The organism is Nitrospirillum viridazoti CBAmc (genome assembly GCF_000730165.1).
GTDB lineage: Bacteria > Pseudomonadota > Alphaproteobacteria > Azospirillales > Azospirillaceae > Nitrospirillum > Nitrospirillum viridazoti.
Map to the genome: position 1 here is coordinate 30,627 of NZ_CP022112.1, position 18,246 is coordinate 48,872.

19 protein-coding genes are annotated in these 18,246 nt (G+C 68.1%); 8 read left to right on the forward strand and 11 right to left on the reverse strand.

Annotation, left to right across the window (positions count from 1 at the left end):
• Window positions 1–98: 98 nt before the first annotated feature.
• A complete protein-coding gene (locus tag Y958_RS31540; protein ID WP_145727542.1) occupies window positions 99–665 on the reverse strand; it encodes a hypothetical protein in 567 nt (188 codons plus the stop codon).
• Window positions 666–917: 252 nt separating this feature from the next.
• On the opposite strand from Y958_RS31540, the gene Y958_RS22135 reads away from it, so the two are divergent.
• Both Y958_RS22135 and Y958_RS22140 read left to right on the forward strand, forming a co-directional pair.
• Entirely contained in the window at window positions 918–1,412 is a 495-nt protein-coding gene (locus Y958_RS22135; protein ID WP_088874171.1) for a MarR family winged helix-turn-helix transcriptional regulator, read from the forward strand.
• Window positions 1,409–2,260: a CPBP family intramembrane glutamic endopeptidase gene (locus Y958_RS22140; RefSeq protein ID WP_088874172.1), complete on the forward strand. Its 852-nt coding sequence runs from the start codon at window positions 1,409–1,411 to the stop codon at window positions 2,258–2,260. Before Y958_RS22135 ends, Y958_RS22140 begins: the two co-directional genes overlap by 4 nt.
• 3 nt (window positions 2,261–2,263) lie before the next feature.
• Here the strand turns inward: Y958_RS22140 and Y958_RS22145 are convergent, their stop codons facing one another.
• Both Y958_RS22145 and Y958_RS22150 read right to left on the reverse strand, forming a co-directional pair.
• Window positions 2,264–2,788 (reverse strand): GFA family protein, encoded by a 525-nt coding sequence (locus Y958_RS22145; RefSeq protein ID WP_211098749.1) that lies wholly within the window; start codon window positions 2,786–2,788, stop codon window positions 2,264–2,266.
• Window positions 2,789–2,919: 131 nt separating this feature from the next.
• The gene (locus Y958_RS22150) at window positions 2,920–3,666 is read right to left on the reverse strand and encodes a glucose 1-dehydrogenase (protein WP_088874173.1); all 747 of its coding nucleotides are present in this window, start codon (window positions 3,664–3,666) and stop codon (window positions 2,920–2,922) included.
• Between the two features lie 146 nt (window positions 3,667–3,812).
• Here Y958_RS22150 and Y958_RS22155 point away from each other — a divergent pair, with 146 nt between their 5' ends.
• Window positions 3,813–4,109: an ArsR/SmtB family transcription factor gene (locus tag Y958_RS22155; RefSeq protein WP_244909640.1), complete on the forward strand. Its 297-nt coding sequence runs from the start codon at window positions 3,813–3,815 to the stop codon at window positions 4,107–4,109.
• A 15-nt stretch (window positions 4,110–4,124) separates the two neighbouring features.
• Here the strand turns inward: Y958_RS22155 and Y958_RS22160 are convergent, their stop codons facing one another.
• A complete protein-coding gene (locus tag Y958_RS22160) occupies window positions 4,125–5,744 on the reverse strand; it encodes a GMC family oxidoreductase (RefSeq protein WP_088874175.1) in 1,620 nt (539 codons plus the stop codon).
• 91 nt (window positions 5,745–5,835) lie between these two features.
• Window positions 5,836–8,196, reverse strand: coding sequence for a beta-glucosidase family protein (locus Y958_RS22165; RefSeq protein WP_244909641.1), 2,361 nt, complete (start codon window positions 8,194–8,196; stop codon window positions 5,836–5,838).
• Window positions 8,197–8,416: 220 nt separating this feature from the next.
• Here Y958_RS22165 and Y958_RS22170 point away from each other — a divergent pair, with 220 nt between their 5' ends.
• Complete coding sequence (locus Y958_RS22170; protein WP_088874176.1) at window positions 8,417–8,788, forward strand: hypothetical protein; 372 nt, start codon at window positions 8,417–8,419, stop codon at window positions 8,786–8,788.
• Between the two features lie 4 nt (window positions 8,789–8,792).
• Here the strand turns inward: Y958_RS22170 and ftrA are convergent, their stop codons facing one another.
• Window positions 8,793–9,785, reverse strand: a complete 993-nt coding sequence (gene ftrA, locus Y958_RS22175) for a transcriptional regulator FtrA (protein ID WP_088874177.1) — start codon at window positions 9,783–9,785, stop codon at window positions 8,793–8,795.
• Window positions 9,786–9,948: 163 nt separating this feature from the next.
• Here ftrA and Y958_RS22180 point away from each other — a divergent pair, with 163 nt between their 5' ends.
• Complete coding sequence (locus Y958_RS22180) at window positions 9,949–10,263, forward strand: type II toxin-antitoxin system RelB/DinJ family antitoxin (RefSeq protein WP_088874178.1); 315 nt, start codon at window positions 9,949–9,951, stop codon at window positions 10,261–10,263.
• 86 nt (window positions 10,264–10,349) lie between these two features.
• Window positions 10,350–10,547, forward strand: coding sequence for a type II toxin-antitoxin system RelE/ParE family toxin (locus Y958_RS22185; RefSeq protein ID WP_211098750.1), 198 nt, complete (start codon window positions 10,350–10,352; stop codon window positions 10,545–10,547).
• 40 nt (window positions 10,548–10,587) lie between these two features.
• Here the strand turns inward: Y958_RS22185 and Y958_RS22190 are convergent, their stop codons facing one another.
• The 3 genes from Y958_RS22190 to Y958_RS22200 all read right to left on the reverse strand — a co-directional run bounded on the left by Y958_RS22190 (window position 10,588) and on the right by Y958_RS22200 (window position 11,913).
• A complete protein-coding gene (locus Y958_RS22190) occupies window positions 10,588–10,935 on the reverse strand; it encodes a VOC family protein (RefSeq protein ID WP_088874179.1) in 348 nt (115 codons plus the stop codon).
• A 94-nt stretch (window positions 10,936–11,029) separates the two neighbouring features.
• Window positions 11,030–11,548, reverse strand: a complete 519-nt coding sequence (locus Y958_RS22195; RefSeq protein WP_186291556.1) for an RES family NAD+ phosphorylase — start codon at window positions 11,546–11,548, stop codon at window positions 11,030–11,032.
• Window positions 11,545–11,913, reverse strand: a complete 369-nt coding sequence (locus tag Y958_RS22200) for an antitoxin Xre/MbcA/ParS toxin-binding domain-containing protein (RefSeq protein WP_088874180.1) — start codon at window positions 11,911–11,913, stop codon at window positions 11,545–11,547. The genes Y958_RS22195 and Y958_RS22200 overlap by 4 nt, the downstream gene beginning before the upstream one ends.
• 187 nt (window positions 11,914–12,100) lie before the next feature.
• Between Y958_RS22200 and Y958_RS22205 the strand changes: the two genes are divergently transcribed.
• Entirely contained in the window at window positions 12,101–12,523 is a 423-nt protein-coding gene (locus Y958_RS22205; RefSeq protein WP_088874181.1) for a rhodanese-like domain-containing protein, read from the forward strand.
• A gap of 5 nt (window positions 12,524–12,528) precedes the next feature.
• Here Y958_RS22205 and Y958_RS22210 read toward each other — a convergent pair whose 3' ends face one another.
• On the reverse strand, window positions 12,529–13,005 hold the full coding sequence (locus Y958_RS22210; protein ID WP_088874182.1) for a GNAT family N-acetyltransferase: 477 nt from the start codon (window positions 13,003–13,005) through the stop codon (window positions 12,529–12,531).
• Window positions 13,006–13,077: 72 nt separating this feature from the next.
• A complete protein-coding gene (locus Y958_RS22215) occupies window positions 13,078–15,141 on the reverse strand; it encodes a methyl-accepting chemotaxis protein (RefSeq protein ID WP_186291557.1) in 2,064 nt (687 codons plus the stop codon).
• Window positions 15,142–15,368: 227 nt separating this feature from the next.
• Between Y958_RS22215 and Y958_RS22220 the strand changes: the two genes are divergently transcribed.
• Entirely contained in the window at window positions 15,369–18,095 is a 2,727-nt protein-coding gene (locus tag Y958_RS22220) for a response regulator (RefSeq protein WP_088874184.1), read from the forward strand.
• The last annotated feature ends 151 nt before the right edge of the window (window positions 18,096–18,246 follow it).

Here is an 18,246-nt window from a genome sequence, read left to right on the forward strand (position 1 = left end):
CTGACAAATTGCCCGCCAAGTTCGATCATGCGGCGGCTCGACCTTTTTCGACAGTATAGCCAAAAGGTGAAGCGGGAAAATGCCCGGCGGATGCGAGATTATCCGGGGCGTGGAAAACTTATTTTACTACTTCCCCAGGATGAGCAAGCGTCACCGGATAAAGCATGTTTGTGGCAGGCTTGAACGCTTGCTTCATACATAATGCCGTAATCGACCTCCACGTTATAGGCGCAGCGCGGCAAAGGACGACCTTCATTGGTGTAGTAGCCACAATTTTTACCGAAACCGGTTTCCTTTATAATAAAGGGTGTTTTTCCTGCTTCGCCGAAGCGGATGTGGACAGCGTCCCTGCAAGAGGCCGGACCCAGAAATTCCCACGCAATCTGCAAATGTATCTTTCCAGGGTTCGGGCTAGGGCCATTGGCCCAGGACACCTTCGGCTGGAATTTCCTACATTCGTTGCCCGCCATGGCCGGTTGCACTGAAATTATGGTGAGAGCCGTGGCCAATGTTATGCTTGTTGCAAGGTGCTTCGCAGTCATCTTGGAGCTTTGCTTGCGCATATCCGATTTAAAGTGAATTAACGGAATACCATTTATTCCAGACATGACAGTCCTCCACTGGACAGTTTTTCCCATATTCGAAATTTGCGAAAGGGATTGCATGGCCTCTCTTTCCAGATGGACAGGGGCGCCTTGCATTCGGATAGGATGATAGGCTAAGCGCGAACTGAATGAGAGCGGGAATAAGTGAGTAAATCCACACGTTATAATATTAACTCCCGTATTTATTTTGACCATGTGCATAAGGGGCACAACCGCTTGAACGGCGCCGTTGAACGCAAGCCGGGAGGGTTCGGGCGGCCCGGCCGAAGAAAATTATATCACTGCTTATATAAGCAGTGATATTGTCTCTGCATGAAACAGGGATTGGGAACTCAGCTGCGGCATCTGATCGACCTGCTCGACGGGGCGGTCGATGCCGCCTACGGCGAGGCGGGGCTGGACTACCGGCCGCGCTACACGCCCATCATGCGGGTGTTGGCGGCGCACGGCAGCCTGACGGTCGGCCGCATCGCCGAACTGGCCGGCATCACCCAGCCGGCCGTGACCCAGACGCTGGCGTTGATGAAGGCGGACAAGCTGGTATCCATCACCGCCAGCGACAGCGACGCCCGCCAGCGCCTGGTCAGCCTCAGCAAGCATGGCGTGTCCCTGCTGGGTCGGCTGCAGGAATGCTGGGACAGGACCCGCCAGGCTGCGGACAGCCTGGACGCCGATCTGCCCTACCCCCTGTCGCAATGCCTGCGCGAGGCAATCGAGGCCTTGCACAAGCGCCCGTTCGGCGACCGCATCCGCGCCGCCCGTGACCTAACCTCTGATTTGGCCTCTGACCACCTGGAAAGCGAATGATGGAGCATACCCTGGCCTTGGCCGCCCCCCGGTCCCGTTTTGGCACGCGCCTGATGGCCCACCCGCTGGTGCGCATCCTTGTCGGCACGCTGCTCACCTTCGCGCCGGTGCCGCTGGTGATGATCCTGGCCACCAAGCTGGTGGATAAGCCGTACCGCGTCGTGTGGCCGCAGCTGCTGGCGGCGGTCCTCGTCTGGTTCGGTTATGGCTTTTATGTGCGGCGCATTGAAAAGCGCTCGGTGACGGAACTGGCGCTGCCCCAGGCGCCGCGCGAACTGGGCCTTGGCCTGCTGCTGGGTGGCGCCATGGTGACGGCTGTCTTCGCGCTGCTGGCCCTGTTGGGCGTCTATCGGGTCGACGGGGTGAATGGCGTCAGCCTGGCGCTTTTCTTGCCCTTGGCCGAACTGGTGTTGGTCGCGCTGGCGGAAGAGGCGGTGTTCCGCGGCATCGTGTTCGGTGTGACCGAACGGGCCTGGGGCAGCCGCGCCGCCCTCGCCATTTCCGCCCTGCTGTTCGGTCTGGTGCATTTGCCCAACGACGGCATCTCCGTGCTGGCGGTGGCCGCCGCCTGCGCCTTCGGCCTGCTGCAGTCGGCCATTTATATGAAGACGCGCCGCCTGTGGCTGTGCATCGGCAGCCATGTGGCCTGGAATTACAGCGTCGGGCAGGTGTTCTCGGTCCCCGTATCGGGCCATGCCGTCACGTCCGGCCTGGTGCGCGGGGATCTGGCCGGCGCGCCATGGCTGACCGGCGGGGCCTTCGGGGTCGAGGGCTCGCTGGTCTCGCTGGTGGTGATCACCCTCGCCGCCCTGGCCTGGCTGCGCTTGGCCTTCAAGCGCCCGGCCTGACGCTCACGGCACGCCCTCGACTGCCGGGCGCCGGAAGCCCATGGCGGCCCAGGCGCCCAGGAGCTTCAGCATGAATTTGCCGGAAATGCCGGGATGGTTGACCATGTCATCGGGCAAGGCCACGCCCTGGGGACGGGCGGCGGTCATCACCCGCATGGTCGCCGGCGGGATGGTGCCGGGCAGGCGGCCGCGATAAACGGTCAGCCAATGGCCCTTGGTGAAATCCAGGAACATGGCGGTGTCGCAGCAACGCGCGTACAGGCGCCGTGTCGGGGACTTCGGGTCCAGCCGCCGCTCCTCCAGCAACTCCCCGCCCCGGACGCAGCGGACGCGGTCTTTGCGATAGAGGACATAATCCGTGCCGCCATCCTCGGCCAGGGCGACATCGGCGCCAAGCTTGGCCTGATGCCGGCGGCCGGCCTCTTGGCAACTGGCGCAATAACAAATGCCGCGCAGGATGGGGGCGCCGACGATCTCAAGTTCCACCTTGCCGCACCGGCAGGATGCCGAGGTGTGCCCTTCCATCATGTCGCGTGGCCTTCCATGAACCCGGGGGCCGGGTGCCCGCACTATGGCGCGGAAGTGCTGTTGCGCCAAGCCGCCTCAGCATGACTGTGTGCTCCCCCGTGAAGGGGGGCACACGGGATGCGGCATGTGGCTCAGCGCAGGCCGCCGCTGGCGGTCAACCGTTCACCGGTCAGCCAGCGGGCGTCGTCGGAAGCGAGGAAGACGGCGACGGCCGCGATGTCGTCCGGCCGGCCGATGCGGCCCAGCGGGGTCTGCGCCACGAAGCCGTGTTCAAGGTCGGAGCCGACGACCCCGGCGGTATGCGTGCCTTCGGTCTCGACCAGGCCCGGATTGATGGCGTTCACCCGGATCTTGCGCGGGCCCAGTTCATTGGCCAGCACGCCGGTGATGACGTCCACCGCGCCCTTGGTCCCGGTATAGACGGCCGAGGTCGGCATGAGCACGCTGGTGACGGCGGACGAGATGTTGATGACGCTGCCACCTTCGCCCAGGTGCTTCGCGGCCGCCTGGGTGGTCAGCAGCAGGCCCAGCACGTTGACGTCGAATATGCGGCGGTAATGCGCCTCGGTCACCTCCTCGATGGCGGCGAATTCGTAAACGCCGGAGTTGTTGACCAGGATGTCCAGGCGGCCGAATTCCTTGATCGCCGCGTCGATCAGGCCCTGCGCCTGGTCGGCCTTGGTGACGTCGCCCTGCACGGCGATGGCCTTGCCGCCCGCCGCCATGATTGCCTGGACCGCCGCATCCGCGCCGGCCTTGCTCGACGCGTAGTTGACCACGACGGCCGCACCTTCCGCCGCCAGCGCCTTGGCGATGCCGGCGCCGATACCCTTGGAGGCGCCCGTCACCACGGCGACCTTACCGGTAAGCTTTCCCATGTTTTCCGTTCCCTTTTTGAGTCGGGGCAGCCGGAGGATGCCGGCTTCGTCCCATAGTTCGGAATATCGGAACTATTGAAGCAGGCAACAAGCCCCCTCATATTAAAAAAATCATGAGGCCCTTATTTCACCCCGCGGTCGGAGATATGCGACCGAAAGCCATCCTTCACGCCCTGTCCGATCCCGTGCGCGCGGCGATCTTCACCCAGATTTCTGGGCAGGGCTGTGTGGAGGCGTGCTCGGATGTCGCGGTCGTGGGCGACAAGGCCATCCCGAAATCCTCGCTGTCCCACCACATCAAGGTGCTGCGCGAGGCCGGGCTGATCCGGTGTGAGCGGCACGGCGTAGAGATGCGCAACCATTCGCGCTGTTCCGAGGTGGATCAGCGCTTCCCGGGCCTCATCGCGGCCATCCTGGGCGCCTACGCCCTGGTCCGGGCATAGAGTTCGCCGTCCCCGCTAGCGCGCATCCTCCAATATCATCCGTGCGGCCCGGTCCGCGATCATCATGGTGGGCGACGCGGTGTTGCCCGAGGTGATGCGCGGCATGACCGAGGCGTCGGCCACGCGCAGGCCCTGCACTCCGATGACCCGCAGGCGGGCGTCTGTGACGGCGTGAGGGTCGTCGGGGGCGCCCATGCGGGCGGTGCCCACGGGGTGGAAGATGGTGGTGCCCACGTCGCCAGCGGCCTGCGCGATGTCGGCATCGCTTTGCAGGTGGATGCCGGGCTTGTATTCCTCCGGTTTGAAGGCGGCCAGCGCCGGGGCCTGGGCGATGCGGCGCGCCAGGCGCAGGCTGTCCACCGCCACCCGCCGGTCCTCCTCCGTCGCTAGGTAATTGGGCTGGATCAGGGGGGCGTCGGTGGCATCGGGGCTGCGCGCGTGGATGCTGCCCCGGCTGGTGGGGCGCAGATTGCAGACGCTGGCGGTGAAGGCGCCGAAGGGGTGCAGCGCGTCACCGAACTTGTCCAGCGACAGGGGCTGGATGTGGAATTGCAGGTTGGGGGTGGCGTATTCCGGGCCGCTGCGGGTGAAGGCGCCCAGCTGCGACGGCGCCATGGTCAGCGGCCCGCGCCGGCGCAGGGCATAGTCCAGCCCCATCCAGGCCCGCCGGGGCAGGGATTGGTACAGCAGGTTCAAGGTGGGCACGCCTGTCACCTTGAAGATGGGGCGCAGCTGCAGGTGGTCCTGCAAATTCTCCCCCACCCCCGGGCGGTCGGCGATGACCTCCACGCCCAGGTCGCGCAGCCGCTGGCCGGCGCCGATGCCGGAGCGTTCCAGCAGGGCCGGTGTGGCCACGGCGCCGGTGGCCACCACCACCTCCCGCCGTGCCGCCAGGGTACGGATGCCCCCGGGTGCGCGCAGGCGCACGCCAGTGGCGCGTGTGCCCTCGAACACCAGGCGGTCGGCCAGGGCGCCGGTGATGACGGTCAGGTTGGGGCGGTGGCGGACAGGGTCGAGGAAGGCACGGGCGGCACTCCAGCGCCGGCCGCCCTTCTGGTTCACCTGGAAATAGCCGCAGCCCTCGTTGTCGCCGCGGTTGAAATCCTCTGTGCGGGGTATGCCGCACTGCTCGGCGGCGTCGATGACGGCATCCAGCAGGGCCCAGCGGATGCGCGGGTGGTCGACATGCCATTCGCCGCCGGCCCCATGGAACAGGCTGCTGCCCGCCACATGGTCCTCCTGCGCCAGGAAGGTGGGCAGCACGTCGTCCCAGCCCCAGCCCTCCAGCCCCATCTGGCGCCAGCCGTCATAGTCGGCAGCCTGGCCGCGCATGTAGATCATGGCGTTGATGGCGGAGCAGCCGCCCAGCACCTTGCCGCGTGGATAGGCCAGGCTGCGGCCGTTCAATCCTGGCACCGCCTCGGTCTTGAACATCCAGTCGGCGCGGGGATTGCCGATGGCGAACAGATAGCCGACGGGGATGTGGAACCAGATCCAGTCGTCCTTGCCGCCGGCCTCCACCAAGGCCACGCGCACGCCCGGGTCGGTCGACAGCCGGTTGGCCAGCACGCACCCGGCCGAGCCCGCGCCCACGACGACGTAGTCGAAGATGTCGGCTTGTGCGGCGGCGGACATGAGGCGTTCTCCCAGGCGGCTGTTTTGCCGCCAGTGTCGGCCCCAGGGGTGGGGCCTGGCAAGCGCCGGGGTGGCTTGCCAGGCGATCCCGTCACGGCTTCAGGGTCTGGGCCTTCAGCGTCACGGTCTGCTTCTCCCCCAGGCTCAGGGCGTCGCTGCCCAGGGCCACGGTGTAGCTGCCGGCCGCTACCTTCCACTCATGGGCCTGGGCGTCGAAATCGGCCAGCAGGCGCGGGTCGACGCTGACACTGACCGTCTTCTTTTCGCCCGGCTTCAGGTCCACCCGGCCAAAGCCCAGCAGGCGGGTGCGGTTGCCCTGCGGGCCCGACACCAGATAGACCTGCCCCACATCCTGGCCGGCGCGCTTGCCCGCGTTGCTCACGGTGAAGCTGATCTTCATCGCCTCACCGGCCTTGGTGCCGGCCGATGCCTTCAGCCCGCCTTGCGCGAAGGTGGTGTAGCTGAGGCCGTAGCCGAAGGGGAACAGGGGCGTCAGGCCCTTGGCCGCGTACCAGCGGTAGCCCACGTCCGACTTCTCCGGATAATGGGCGTCGATCAGCTTGGTGCGGTCGCGCTCATAGAAGCCGGCCAGCACCGGGCTGGGCAGCTGGCTTTCATCCTTGGGGAAGGTGATGGGCAGGTGGCCCGAGGGGTTCACGTCGCCGAACAGCACGTTGGCGATGGCCTGGCCGCCGCGCGTGCCGGGGTACCAGGCCTCCACCACGCCCGCGACCTTGTCCAGCCAGGGCATGGCGACGGGGCCGCCCGTCTCCAGCACCACGATGGTGTTGGGGTTGGCGGCGGCCACGGCGGCGATGACGGCGTCCTGGCCCTGGGGCAGGCTGAGATCCGGCACGTCCTGGCCTTCGATGTTCCATTGCGTGGCGAAGACGATGGCGATGTCCGCGTCCTTGGCGGCGGCCACGCTTTCGCTGACGTACCGGCCGTCGGCGAAGAACACGTTGTCCTTGCCGGCCTTGTCCTCGATGGCCTTCAGTGGCGCGTCGGGCTGATAGATGGCGTCGGAGATGTGGACCAGCTCACCGGTGCCGCCGATATGGACGAAGGCGCCGTTCTTGTAGTCATGGTTGGGCCCGTCGGCCGCCAGCACCTGGGATGAGCCGCCGCCCGACAGCACGCCCACATCCGCCAGGCCGCCGATGACGGCGATGCGCTTGCCCTTGGTGAAGGGCAGCACGTCACCCCTGTTCTTCAGCAGCACGATGCCCTGTTCGGCGACCGTGCGGGTGATGTCGGCGTGGGCCTGGAAGTCGATGGGGCCGGTGGGCGCTTTCACATCGAACACGCCGGTGGCGAACAGGGAGCGCAGGATGCGCCGCACCATGTCCGACACACGGGCCGCCGGGATCTGGCCGCCCTCGACCGCCGCCTTCAGCGGCTTGTCGAAGAACACCTCCTTGTCGATCTGCTCACCCGACTGCTGGTCCAGGCCGTTGGTGGCGGCGCTCAGCGCCGGGGTGGCGCCCCAGTCGGACATGACCCAGCCGGGATAGGCCCAATCCCCCTTCAGCACCTTGTTCAGCAGGAAGTCACTGTCGCAGGCCCAGGGGCCGTTGACGCGGTTGTAGGAACACATGACCGAGCCGGGCTTGCCCGCCTCGATGGCGAACTGGAAGGCCAGCAGGTCGCTTTCACGCAGCGGCGCCTCGTCGATCACGGCGCTCACGGCGCGGCGGCTCGATTCCTGGCTGTTGATGGCGAAGTGCTTCACCGTCGCCACGATGTGCTGGTCCTGGGTGCCGCGGATGGCCTGGCCCGCCAGTGTGCCGGCCAGCAGGGGGTCCTCACCCAGATATTCGAAGTTGCGGCCGTTGCGCGCCTCGCGCGTCAGGTTCACCCCGCCGCCCAGCAGGACGTTGAAGCCCTTGCGCGTCGCTTCGTCACCCACCATGGCGCCGCCCTGGTAGGCCAGTTCCGGGCTCCATGTCGCGGCGATGGCCAAGCCGGCGGGCAGGCCGGTGGCGCCGTCGGGGCGCAGGCGGTGCGGGGTGGCGACGCCCAGGCTGGCGTCCGTCTCGCGCAGCGCGGGGATGCCCAGGCGCGGCACGCCGGGGATGTAGCCGGCGGACCAGACGACGCCGTCCGGCAGGCCCTCGATCTTGTAGGGCAGGGCCATGATGCCGTGCAGCATGCCGATGCGCTCATCCAGGGTCAGCTGGCTTTCCAGCAGGCGCGCCCGTTCATCCGGCGACAGCTTGGTGTTCATCCACGGCCCCGGCACCGACGGGGTGGGCGGCACGGCGGCGGCGGTCGCCCGCGCCGACATCTCGGCCTCCAGCGCGATCTGGGCGTGGGCCGGCGAGGTCAGCACGCCCCCAATCATCAGGGCGCCCCCAATCATCAGCGCACTGAGGGCGGCACCGGCGGCAAGGCGGCGGGCGAAGGCACGGGGCGTGGAAGGCAGGCAGGACCCAAACGGCGCGTGGGGCACGAACGTCTACTCCCTAGTTTTATTGCCGCCGGAAGGGGTCCGGCGGGGCATATGACAACCTTGTCATATGGCGGACACTCTAGGGTTTGGCCTGGTCGGGCGCAACCGGTTTTGTGCAGCTTTGTCGGTGAGGCCGGATGGCGGATGGCCGAATGCGCGTCTAGGCCGCTGGTGCGGCCCTGGGTTTGGCTGGAGCAAAATCCCTATCAGGAGGAAGACCATGGCCGAGATCAAGACATCCGCCGGTACCACCATCCACATCGATGCCGGCGGCATCAGCACCCTGGTTGGTGGTCCATCCGGCACGGCGCTGGGCGGCCTGGCCGAAGGGGTGACGACGGCGGAGGCGCCGGACGCCCTGCTGGCCCGCCTGGGCTTGGCCCACGACTTCGCCCGTCTGACGCGGCCGGACGGGTCGGCGCTGTGGGTGCGGGGGTCGGCCGTGTCGCTGCTGCGCCCGCCTCTGCCCACAGAAACTCCGCCGGGCGGCACGGGCAAGGCGACGCTGTTGATCGGGGGCGCCCACCAGACGGTGGCGGAGGACATCGCCGCCGTGCTGGCCGCCGTGAATGCCGCTGGCGGACGGTTGTAGCCGGTCACTCCGCCGCGTCGGCGAAACGGCTGCGATAGGCGGCAGGGCTGGTGCGCAGGCGGGCGCGGAAATGGTGGCGCAGGGTGTCGGCGCTGCCGAAGCCGCAGTCGGCCGCCACCTGCTCCAGCGGCAGGGATGTGGCCTCCAGCAGGGTACGGGCACGGTTCAGCCGCTCGGTCAGGATCCAGTCCTTGGGGCTGGTGCCGGCGGCCTCGCGGAAGCGGCGGACCAGGGTGCGCTCGCTCATGCGCGCCTGCACGGCCAGGCGGGCCAGGGGCAGGTCCTGGTCCAGGTTGCGGCGGATCCAATCGAACAGGGCGGACAAGGGCGCGGCCTCATCGGCCAGCGGCGCCTCTACGAACTGGGCCTGGCCGCCGTCGCGGTGGGGCGGGATGACCAGGCGGCGGGCCACCTGGTTGGCAATGCGGGCGCCGTGGTCCCGCCGCACGATGTGCAGGCATAAATCCAGGCCGGCGGCGCTGCCGGCTGAGGTCAGCACCGATCCCTCGTCCACGTACAGCACGTCCGGTTCCACGCGGATGTCGGGGAACCGCTCCGCCAGGGCCTGGGCATAGCGCCAGTGGGTGGTGGCGCGCTTGCCGGCCAGCACGCCGGCCGCCGCCAGGACGAAGACCCCGGAACAGATGGACACCAGCCGCGTCCCGGCGGCGTGCGCCCGGCGCAGCGCGTCCAGCAGGGCCGGCGGCACCGGGGCGTCCTTGCCCCGCCAGCCGGGGATGATGACGGTGCCGGCGTCGGCCAGATCCTCCAACCCACCGTCGGCCAACACCTGGATGCCGCCCATGGCCCGCATGGGGCCGGTGTCGGCGGCGCAGACCCGGAACTCGTACCAGTCCACCATCTCCGGCCGGGGCAGACCGAACACCTCCACCGCCACGCCGAATTCGAACGTGCACAAGCCGTCATAGGCCAGGACGGCCACGGTGCGGTTGTGCGGGGGCGGCGGAGCGGATGGAGTAGGGCGGCGCAGGGTCATGGCATCCCATGAAACACCGGCGTGGCGGGGGCGCCAAGGGGGCATCGCCAGCGTGGCCGGAAATGCCTGTTTGTTGGCGTGGGCGCCAAGGCCTTACCTGGCAGATATAGTCTTTATCCATCAAATGCATTACACTGTAATGCAAGCTATGAAGGAGGATGCGATGGTCAGCAATGCCTTGGTGCAGACGCGCATTGACGCCGATGTGAAGGAGCGGGCTGCCGCCGTGCTGGAAAGCATGGGGCTGACAGTATCGGATGCCGTCCGTATCCTGCTGACCCGGACCGCCAATGAGGGGGCGCTGCCCTTCCTGCTAGCGGATGGTCCGGCCCACGATGCCTGGTTTCGCGCCAAGGTGCGCCAAGCGCTGGAAGATGCCCGCCCCAGCCTGGAGGAAGACGAGGTGGAGGCCCGTTTCGCGCAGCGGCGCGACGCCCTGCGCCGGGTCGCGGGCAACGCGGACGGGGGTGACACGTGAAACTGCGCTGGTCCCCCTGGGCCGTTACGGACCGCGAGCGCATCTTCGACTATCTGGCCGAGCGGAATCCCTAAGCCGCTTTGGTCATGGATGATCGTATCCATGCCGCCGTTCAAGGCTTGAAGGCCTTTCCCGAAAAAGGTCGGCCCGGGCGTGTGCCGCCGACGCGAGAGCTGGTGATCCCCGATACACCGTACATCGCCGCGTATCATGTGGAAAAGGGCGTTATCCTTATTCTACGTGTCCTGCACACGGCGCAGCTTTGGCCGGAGGATTTGCCCTAACCGTTCAGGCTAGGGGTCACTCCTCCAGCGGTACGCGTTGTCAGCCGTGGTCGGCGTCCGGCTGCATCACCGCCAACTCATTGCCCGAGGGGTCGGTGAACTGGAAGCGGCGGCCCCCGGGAAAGCTGAAGGTCGGGCGGACGATGGTGCCGCCGGCGGCGGTCACGGCGGCCAGCGCCGCCTCCAGATCGTCCACCTGGATGACAGTCAGGGGGGCTTTGGTCGCCTCCGCCGCGTCGGCCTGCAGGCCGATGTCCACGTCGCCCGTCATGGTGCAGGCGTAGGTGGGGCCGAAGCCGGTCAGCGACCAGCCGAAGGCCTGTTCGTAAAAGCGCTGTGATGCCGCGATGTCGCGGGTGGGCAGCTCGATGTAGTTGGGGCGGGCCATGGGATCGCGTGCCTTTGTCCTGCGTTTGTCTGGTCGGACCTTCCTAGCCGCGCCGGGTGACAGAAGCTGTCAGCAGGATCGGTCCCCCGGGGCATCAGCGCCACGACAGGTCGTTGCGGGGCAGGCGCCCGGCGTCGTCGATTATTCGCACCTGATGGGGTGGCATCGGTCCCCAGGTCCAGAAGACGGCATTGATGTCGATGGCGCCGGCGCCGGGGGCGAAGCTGGGCACCAGGATGCCGACATGCCCCGCCTGATGCAGGCGCTGCGCGATCCGCCAACTGGCCGGCATCTTGCCCTGGTCGGCCAGATCCTCCCAGGCGCAGGCCAAGTCGGCCCCATCGATGCCATGGGCGGCCCGTTCGGCGGGGTCGGTCAAATCCACGATGCCCGCACAGTCCACCTCATAGGCCACCATCGTCATGGGCTGTGCCTTGAAGGGGAAGGCTTGCTGCGCTTCCAGCCAGGCCGCCTCAAGGCGGCGCGCGGTGTAGAGGGTGGGCAGTCCGGGTGGGTTGAAGCGCCCGCCGAACCGGGCGGCCCCGTCGCCGGAGTCCGGCAGGAATGCCCAACGCGGGTTGTGTGCCCGGTAGACCAGGCCAGTCAGCCTCACGCGTAGCCGCCGACGGCGATGCGGCTCAGGTATCGCTTCACCGCCTCGGCCCGGCCTTCCTTCACCAGGTCCTCGGCCGTCTGATCGCCAAAGGATGGGATGGGCTGCGCCCGGTACCAGGCGAAGGCCTGCGGAAGGGAACCTGACCAGGCCAGGATGCGATTGATGATCTCCACCCCGTCGCGCAGCCGGGCCTGGGTGCTGGGCGCGCGCAACCGGCTGGACTTGGAGACGGCGTCGCGGGACAGGCCCATCGCGCCTGCCAGTTCGGTCTTGGTGATGCGCAATTGGGTCGCCAGGCGGTCGGTGGCGACCAAGCCGTCGGACGCCATCACTTCTGCCAGGAAGGCTGCTTGCGAGCCCATGGCCGCCTCATCAATTATCCGTATTTAGAGGCATAATATGGGGCAACAGAGGTGTTCGCGCCAGCCTTCTTCCGTTTAGGCGCCGCTTGGCTGGAAGTACCTGCATATTGGCTGGCGCGCCACTGGCGGGAATTCGGACGTCGGGCGACAAAATGCGCGTCACCGTCGTCTGACAAGGATACCGATCATGACCACCGCTGCTTACAGCCCCGCTTCCCCTTCCGTCGTCGCCAAGGCGCCGGCCGCCCCATCCCAGGCCGCCGCGGCTCATTTCGAAGCCAAGCTGGCGTTCGAGACCGACTGCGCCGACGTCTGGTACGCCACGAACCATGAGACCAAGGACTTCGTGCTGGTGGACGTGCGCACCCCGGCGATGCACGCCGCCGGCCATGTGCCGGGCGCCGTCAACATCCCCACCCGGCAGCTGAGCGAGGCGCGGCTGGCCGAGTATCCCGCCGACACGCTGTTCGTCGTCTATTGCGCCGGGCCGCATTGCAACGGTTCCACCAAGGCGGCGTTGAAGCTGGCCAGGATGGGCCGTCCGGTGAAGGAGATGATCGGTGGCCTGACGGGCTGGATCGATGAGGGCCTGGGCCTGGCGCGGGCCTGATCCGGTCAGGTGAGGGTCTTGGCCATCTCGGTGGTCGGGCCCCAGCCTGCCTGTTCGTACAGGGGCCGGCCGGCCGCCGTGGCGTGCAGGATGGCATAGGCGACGCGGCGCCGCCGGAACTCCGCCTCCGCCAAATCCATCAGCTGGCGGGCCAGGCCCCGGCGGCGGTGGGTGGGTTCGACATAGACGTTCAATATATAGCCGCGCCGGCCTTCCCCGGGATGCGCGGGATGGGGCGGCCAGTCGATCTCCATCAGGCCGATGCCGGCCACGGCCGCGCCATTCGCATCTTCCAGGACGAAGCCGAAGTAGCGCCCGTCCGCCAGGCGGGGCGCCAGCCAGTCGCGGAAGGGTGTCGCCATGGACGCGATGGCGTCTTCCGGCCGGCCGGACTCGCGGAACATGGCGGTACGGTGCCGGCATACCAGGTCCAGGTCATCGGGTGTCAGCGGCCGACGGCTCAAGCGGTGGGTCAGGTCCATGCGATTCCCATTGGCGCGATTCCCCATTGGCATCGGGAATCCTTGTACGGCCAGGCGGGCCGCCAGGCCAGCTCAGGCTGTGCGCACGCCGCCCAGGAAGCCTGCCACGTCGCCCTTCAGCCGTTCCGCCCGGTCGGTCATGGAGGTGGCGGCTTGGCGCAGGTCTCCCGCCACGGTGGTGGATTGTTCCACAGCCGTGCGCACGTCATCGATGCTGGCGGTGATCTGGTGGGTGGACATGGCCACCTCCTGCACATTGCGGGCGATCTCCTGCGTCGCCGCCCCCTGTTCCTCCACCGCCGCCGCGATGCCGGCGGTGATGCCGCCCATGGTGTGGATGACGTCGGAGATGGCGCGCACCCCGGCCACGGCGCTGCGCGTCACCAACTGGATCTCCCCGATCTGGCGGGTGATCTCGTCCGTCGCCTGGGCCGTCTGGTTGGCCAGGTTCTTGACCTCCGCCGCCACGACGGCGAAGCCCTTGCCCGCTTCGCCCGCCCGCGCCGCCTCGATGGTGGCGTTCAGGGCCAGCAAATTGGTCTGGCTGGCGATCGCCGTGATCAGGCCCACGATTTCCCCGATCTTGGCGCTGGCGGCGGCCAGGACGGCGATGGACTGGTCCGTTTCCTCCGCCTTGGCCATGGCGTCGTTGGCGATGGTGGTGGATTGGGCCATCTGCCGGCTGATCTCGGAGATGGAGGCCGACAGTTCTTCCGCCGCGGCGGCCACGGTGTTGATTCCGCTGGACGCGGTCTGGGCGGCGCTGGCCACGGTGGCGGCCTGGCGGCTGGAGTGTTGGGCTGTCTCCGTCATGGCGGCGGAGGTGGCGGCCAGGTGGTCCGCCGCTTCCTCCATGGCGTTCAAGCCGATGGTGGCACGGCTGTCGAAGTCACGGCACAGCCCGTCCACCGCCCGGGCGCGGTCCAACGCCGCCTGGCGGGCGGAGGCGGCCTCGCGCTCGGCCGCGCGGGCCAGGGCGGCGTTGTCGCGCAGCACGGTCAGGGCGGTCGCCATGGCGCCCACCTCGTCCTGCACGCGCGGCGCGGTGATGGCCACCTCCAGGTCGCCCTCCGCCAGCCGGGTGATGGCCTGGGTCAGGTCCTTGATGGGCCGGGTCACACGGCGGCGCAGCACCCAGGCCACCAGGGCGGTGATGACGGCGACGAAGGCCAGGGTGAGACCGCCCAGCATCAGGCGCAAGCGCGCCTCCGCCAGGGCGTCGCGGTTCATGTCGCGCGCCGTCTCCAGCGCGCGGTCGCGCAGGATCAGGGCGTTGTCCAGCATGGGGCTGGTCCAGGCCCGCCAGGCGGCGTTGTCCATGGGGCTGGTCGCGCCGGCGCGCGCCGCCTCCAGGATGGCCTGGTAGCGCGGCTCTCCCTCCTTCATCAGGGTGGACTCCTCGGTTGCCAGCGCCTCGGCCAGCTTGGCCGGGCTGCCCAGATTGGCCACGGCCTGGGTCTGCAGCCGCCACAGGGTGGCCACCTGGCCGGTCAGCTGGGTGGCGGTCTGCAGGCGCTTGGCGTCCAGCGCCTGGCCCGCCTGGAACAGGCTGAGGATGGCGGAGCGGGTGCCGGCGGCGGCGCGCAGGTCCTGCGCCATGGCGCCGATCTGCAGGGGCACCGTCAGGTCGGCGGACCAGGCGGCGGTACGGCGGAAGGCCAGATCGGCGGCGTGGTCCACCGCGGCGGCCGTGGCGGCGATGCCTTCCTGCATCCGCCCCGCGCCGTCCGCCGCCCGGTCGGCCCTGGCCTTGGCGGTTTCAGCCTTGGCGCCGGCACGCGTGTCGGCCAGCAGTTTTTCCGCCTGACCCAGGCCGGCCGGATCCAGGTGCGCGGCGGCGGTGCTGCTCCGGGCGGCGGTCAGGGCGGCATCCGTGGCCGCCATGGCCTTGCCCGGTGCGCTGCCGGCACCGGTGTCCACCGGGCCATCGGCACTGAAGGCGCCGTTCCAGGCGGCCCGTTCCGAGGCCAGCAGGGCGCCCAGCCTGAGGGTATCGCCATAGGCCGCCAGGCTGCGCCCGGCGGCGGCCTGGGCCGCGAGGTCCCGGGCAGCAACGAAGGCGATGATGCCCGACAGGGCCACGGCCAGGGCGGCGACGCCGCCGATCCCCGACAAGACTGTCTTGCTGATGTTCACCGGGGTACCTCCTGGCTTGCCGGACATGGACAGGGCGCCTTCCGCCAAATATAGCGATATAGCGTTCATGTTAAGGTTGCATGAACCATGAACCATAGCGTGGGCGGCGACCAGCGTCGGGGCGCGCCATGGCCGGCGATGCCAACAATTTACTGCCAAAGATAGTCCTTGCGTCCCAACTTGAACGCTGTTTGCAGGGCGAGGTGCACGTATAGTGGCGCCTGGGTATGGCTAGGTTCGATGGCTTGAGCGTGGAAGAGGCAGGCGTGACCCGGGCGGAGTCCGAGGCGGACCGCATCCGTGCGTTGGAGCATCAGGTGGAGCGCCTGAGCGAAGTGGTGCTCACCCAGTCCCTGCTGGCCGATTCCGACCTGGACTTGGATGCCTTCATGCAGACGGTGGTGGACCGCCTGCAACGCCTGATGCACGCCAAAGGTGCCGTGGTCGAATTGGCAGAGGGCGAGGACATGGTCTATCGCGCCGCCAGCGGGGCCGTGTCGCAGTTCGTCGGTGTGCACCTGAAACGCAAGGGCAGCCTGTCCGGCTATTGCGTCGAGACCGAGAAGGTCCTGATGTGCCGGGACAGCGAGACCGATGACCGCGTGGACCGCAACGCCTGCCGCATGGTGGGCGTGCGCTCCATGATCTGCGCGCCGCTGTCCGAGGCGGGCCGTGTGGTCGGCGTGCTGAAGGTCATGGGCACGGAGCCAGACGCCTTCACGGCCGAGGATGTGGCCCTGCTGCAAATGATGGCCAAGGCCTTGGGTGGCGCCCTGGGCAAGCAGCTCAGCTTCCATGAGAAGCACATGCTGCTGGAGGAACGGACGGCTACCGTCGCCCGGCTGGAGGTCGAGGTGGCGGAGCGGCGCCGGGCCGAGGCCGCCCTGCAAGACCAGGCGCTGGAGATGGCCACCCTGGCAGAGCAGAGGGACCAGGCCCGCTTGGCGGCCGAGGCGGCCAGCCGCGCCAAGTCGGAATTCCTGGCCAACATGAGTCACGAGATCCGCACGCCCATGAACGGCGTGCTGGGCATGGCGCAGCTGATCCTGGACACGCCGCTGGATGCGGAGCAGCGGGTGCTGGCCGCCGCCATCCATGATAGCGGCGAGATGCTGCTGTCCATCATCAACGACATCCTGGACGTCTCCAAGCTCGAGGCCGGAAAGGTCGAGCTGGAGGAGATCGACTTTTCCATGGATGAGCTGGCGGACAGTGTTGCCATGCTGCTGTCGCCCAAGGCGGCGGAAAAGGATCTGGACCTGGTCTGTTATGTGGAGGACGCGGCGCGCGGCGCCTATCGCGGCGATCCCACCCGCCTGCGCCAAATCCTGGCCAACCTGGTGTCCAACGCCATCAAATTCACCACCACCGGCAGTGTCGCCATCGAGATCGGCCAGGAACCCGGCGCTGCCATTGGGGCGGCCATCGGGGCGGCCAGCCGCCGCCGGCTGCGCATCGCCGTCAGCGATACGGGCATCGGCATCCCCGAGGAACAGCGCGCCCGCCTGTTTCAGAAGTTCAGCCAGGCCGACAGCTCCATCACCCGCCGCTTCGGTGGCACGGGCCTCGGCCTGTCCATCTGCCGCCAGCTGGTGGAACTGATGGGCGGCGACATCGGCGTGAACAGTGTTCCCGGCCAGGGCAGCACCTTCTGGTTCACCGTGCCCTTGCGCCCGGTGGCCGCCACCCTGGTGGACCAGGATACCCTGGTGGACGGCATCAAGGGCCTGCGGGTGCTGGTGGTGGACGACATCCCCCTGCATCAGAAGATCCTGAGCCGCGCGCTCAGCGACCTGGGCCTGATGGTCAGCCTGGCCGATGGCGCCGCGTCCGCCCTGGCGGCGCTGGAAAGAAGCTGGGAAGCGGGCCGGCCGCCCGATCTGGTGTTGGTGGACTTTTCCATGGCGGACGTCCGGGGTGATGAACTGGGCCAGCGCATCCGCGACGACAGCCGTTTCGCCGAAACCAAGCTGGTGCTCATCTCGTCCTTCGGGGTGATGGACCGGGGCAACGCCGAAGTCGACGTCTTCGCCGCCGTGCTGGCCAAGCCGGTGCGCCGCCAGACCTTGCTGGACGTGTTGAGCCGCCTGTTCCTGAGCCAGGTGGCGGCGTCCCCGGTCAAGCCCGACCCGGCCAAGGTGGGCACCGGCGCCGGCCGCCGCGTGCTGCTGGTGGAAGACAACCATATCAACCAGCAGGTGGCGCTGCTGATGCTGCGCAAGGATGGGTATGAGGTCACCCTGGCCGAGGATGGCGAGGATGGCGTGCGCGCGGCGACCGCGCCGGGTGCCGTCTTCGACCTGATCCTGATGGACGTGCAGATGCCGCGCATGGACGGGCTGGAGGCCACGCGGCTCATCCGCGCGCGCCAGGCCGGCGTGCGCGTGCCCATCGTCGCCCTGACGGCCAACGCCATGGCCGGCATGCGTGAGGAATATCTGGACGCCGGCATGGACGACGTGGTGGCCAAGCCCTTCGACCAGCGCAAGTTTCTGGGCGCCGTGGCGCGATGGACCAAAGCCTCGCCCCACGAAGCGGCGGCGGCCATGCCGGCCACGCCTCTGCCGGCTGCCACGGTCCTGGATGAAAGCGTGCTGCAGCGGCTGGAGCTCATCGCCGGCCGCGAGCAGTTCCAGAGCCTCGTCGGCAGCCTGGTGACGCATGGGGGCGAACGCCTGGACCGGGTGGCGGCGCTGCGCGCCCGCGGTGACATGGACGGGCTGCGTGCCGAGGCGCACGACCTCATCTCCACCGCCGGAAATGCCGGCCTCAAGCAACTGCAGGCGCTGGGCGAAGCTCTGCACGCGGCCTGCGCCGCCCCGGACCGGCAGCGCGACCGCGTGCTGTCGCTGGCCGACGCCGCGGTCGCGGCGGGGCGGGAGGGCTGGGCCGTGGTTGCCCGGCGGTTCGGCGGACCGGCCCCGGTCACCGCGGTGGCGGGTGGGCGGGATTGAAGGGCGTGTATTACCGTGTGCCGTACAGGGCGGCGGGGGCCGTTTGTTGACAGCACTACCTGATCCATATAGCGTTCCGCGGGGCCACTCCCCTGGCCAAGATCAAGTAATAGATAGCGCCTTTTTCTTGCTCTGCCAAAAATTTGAAATA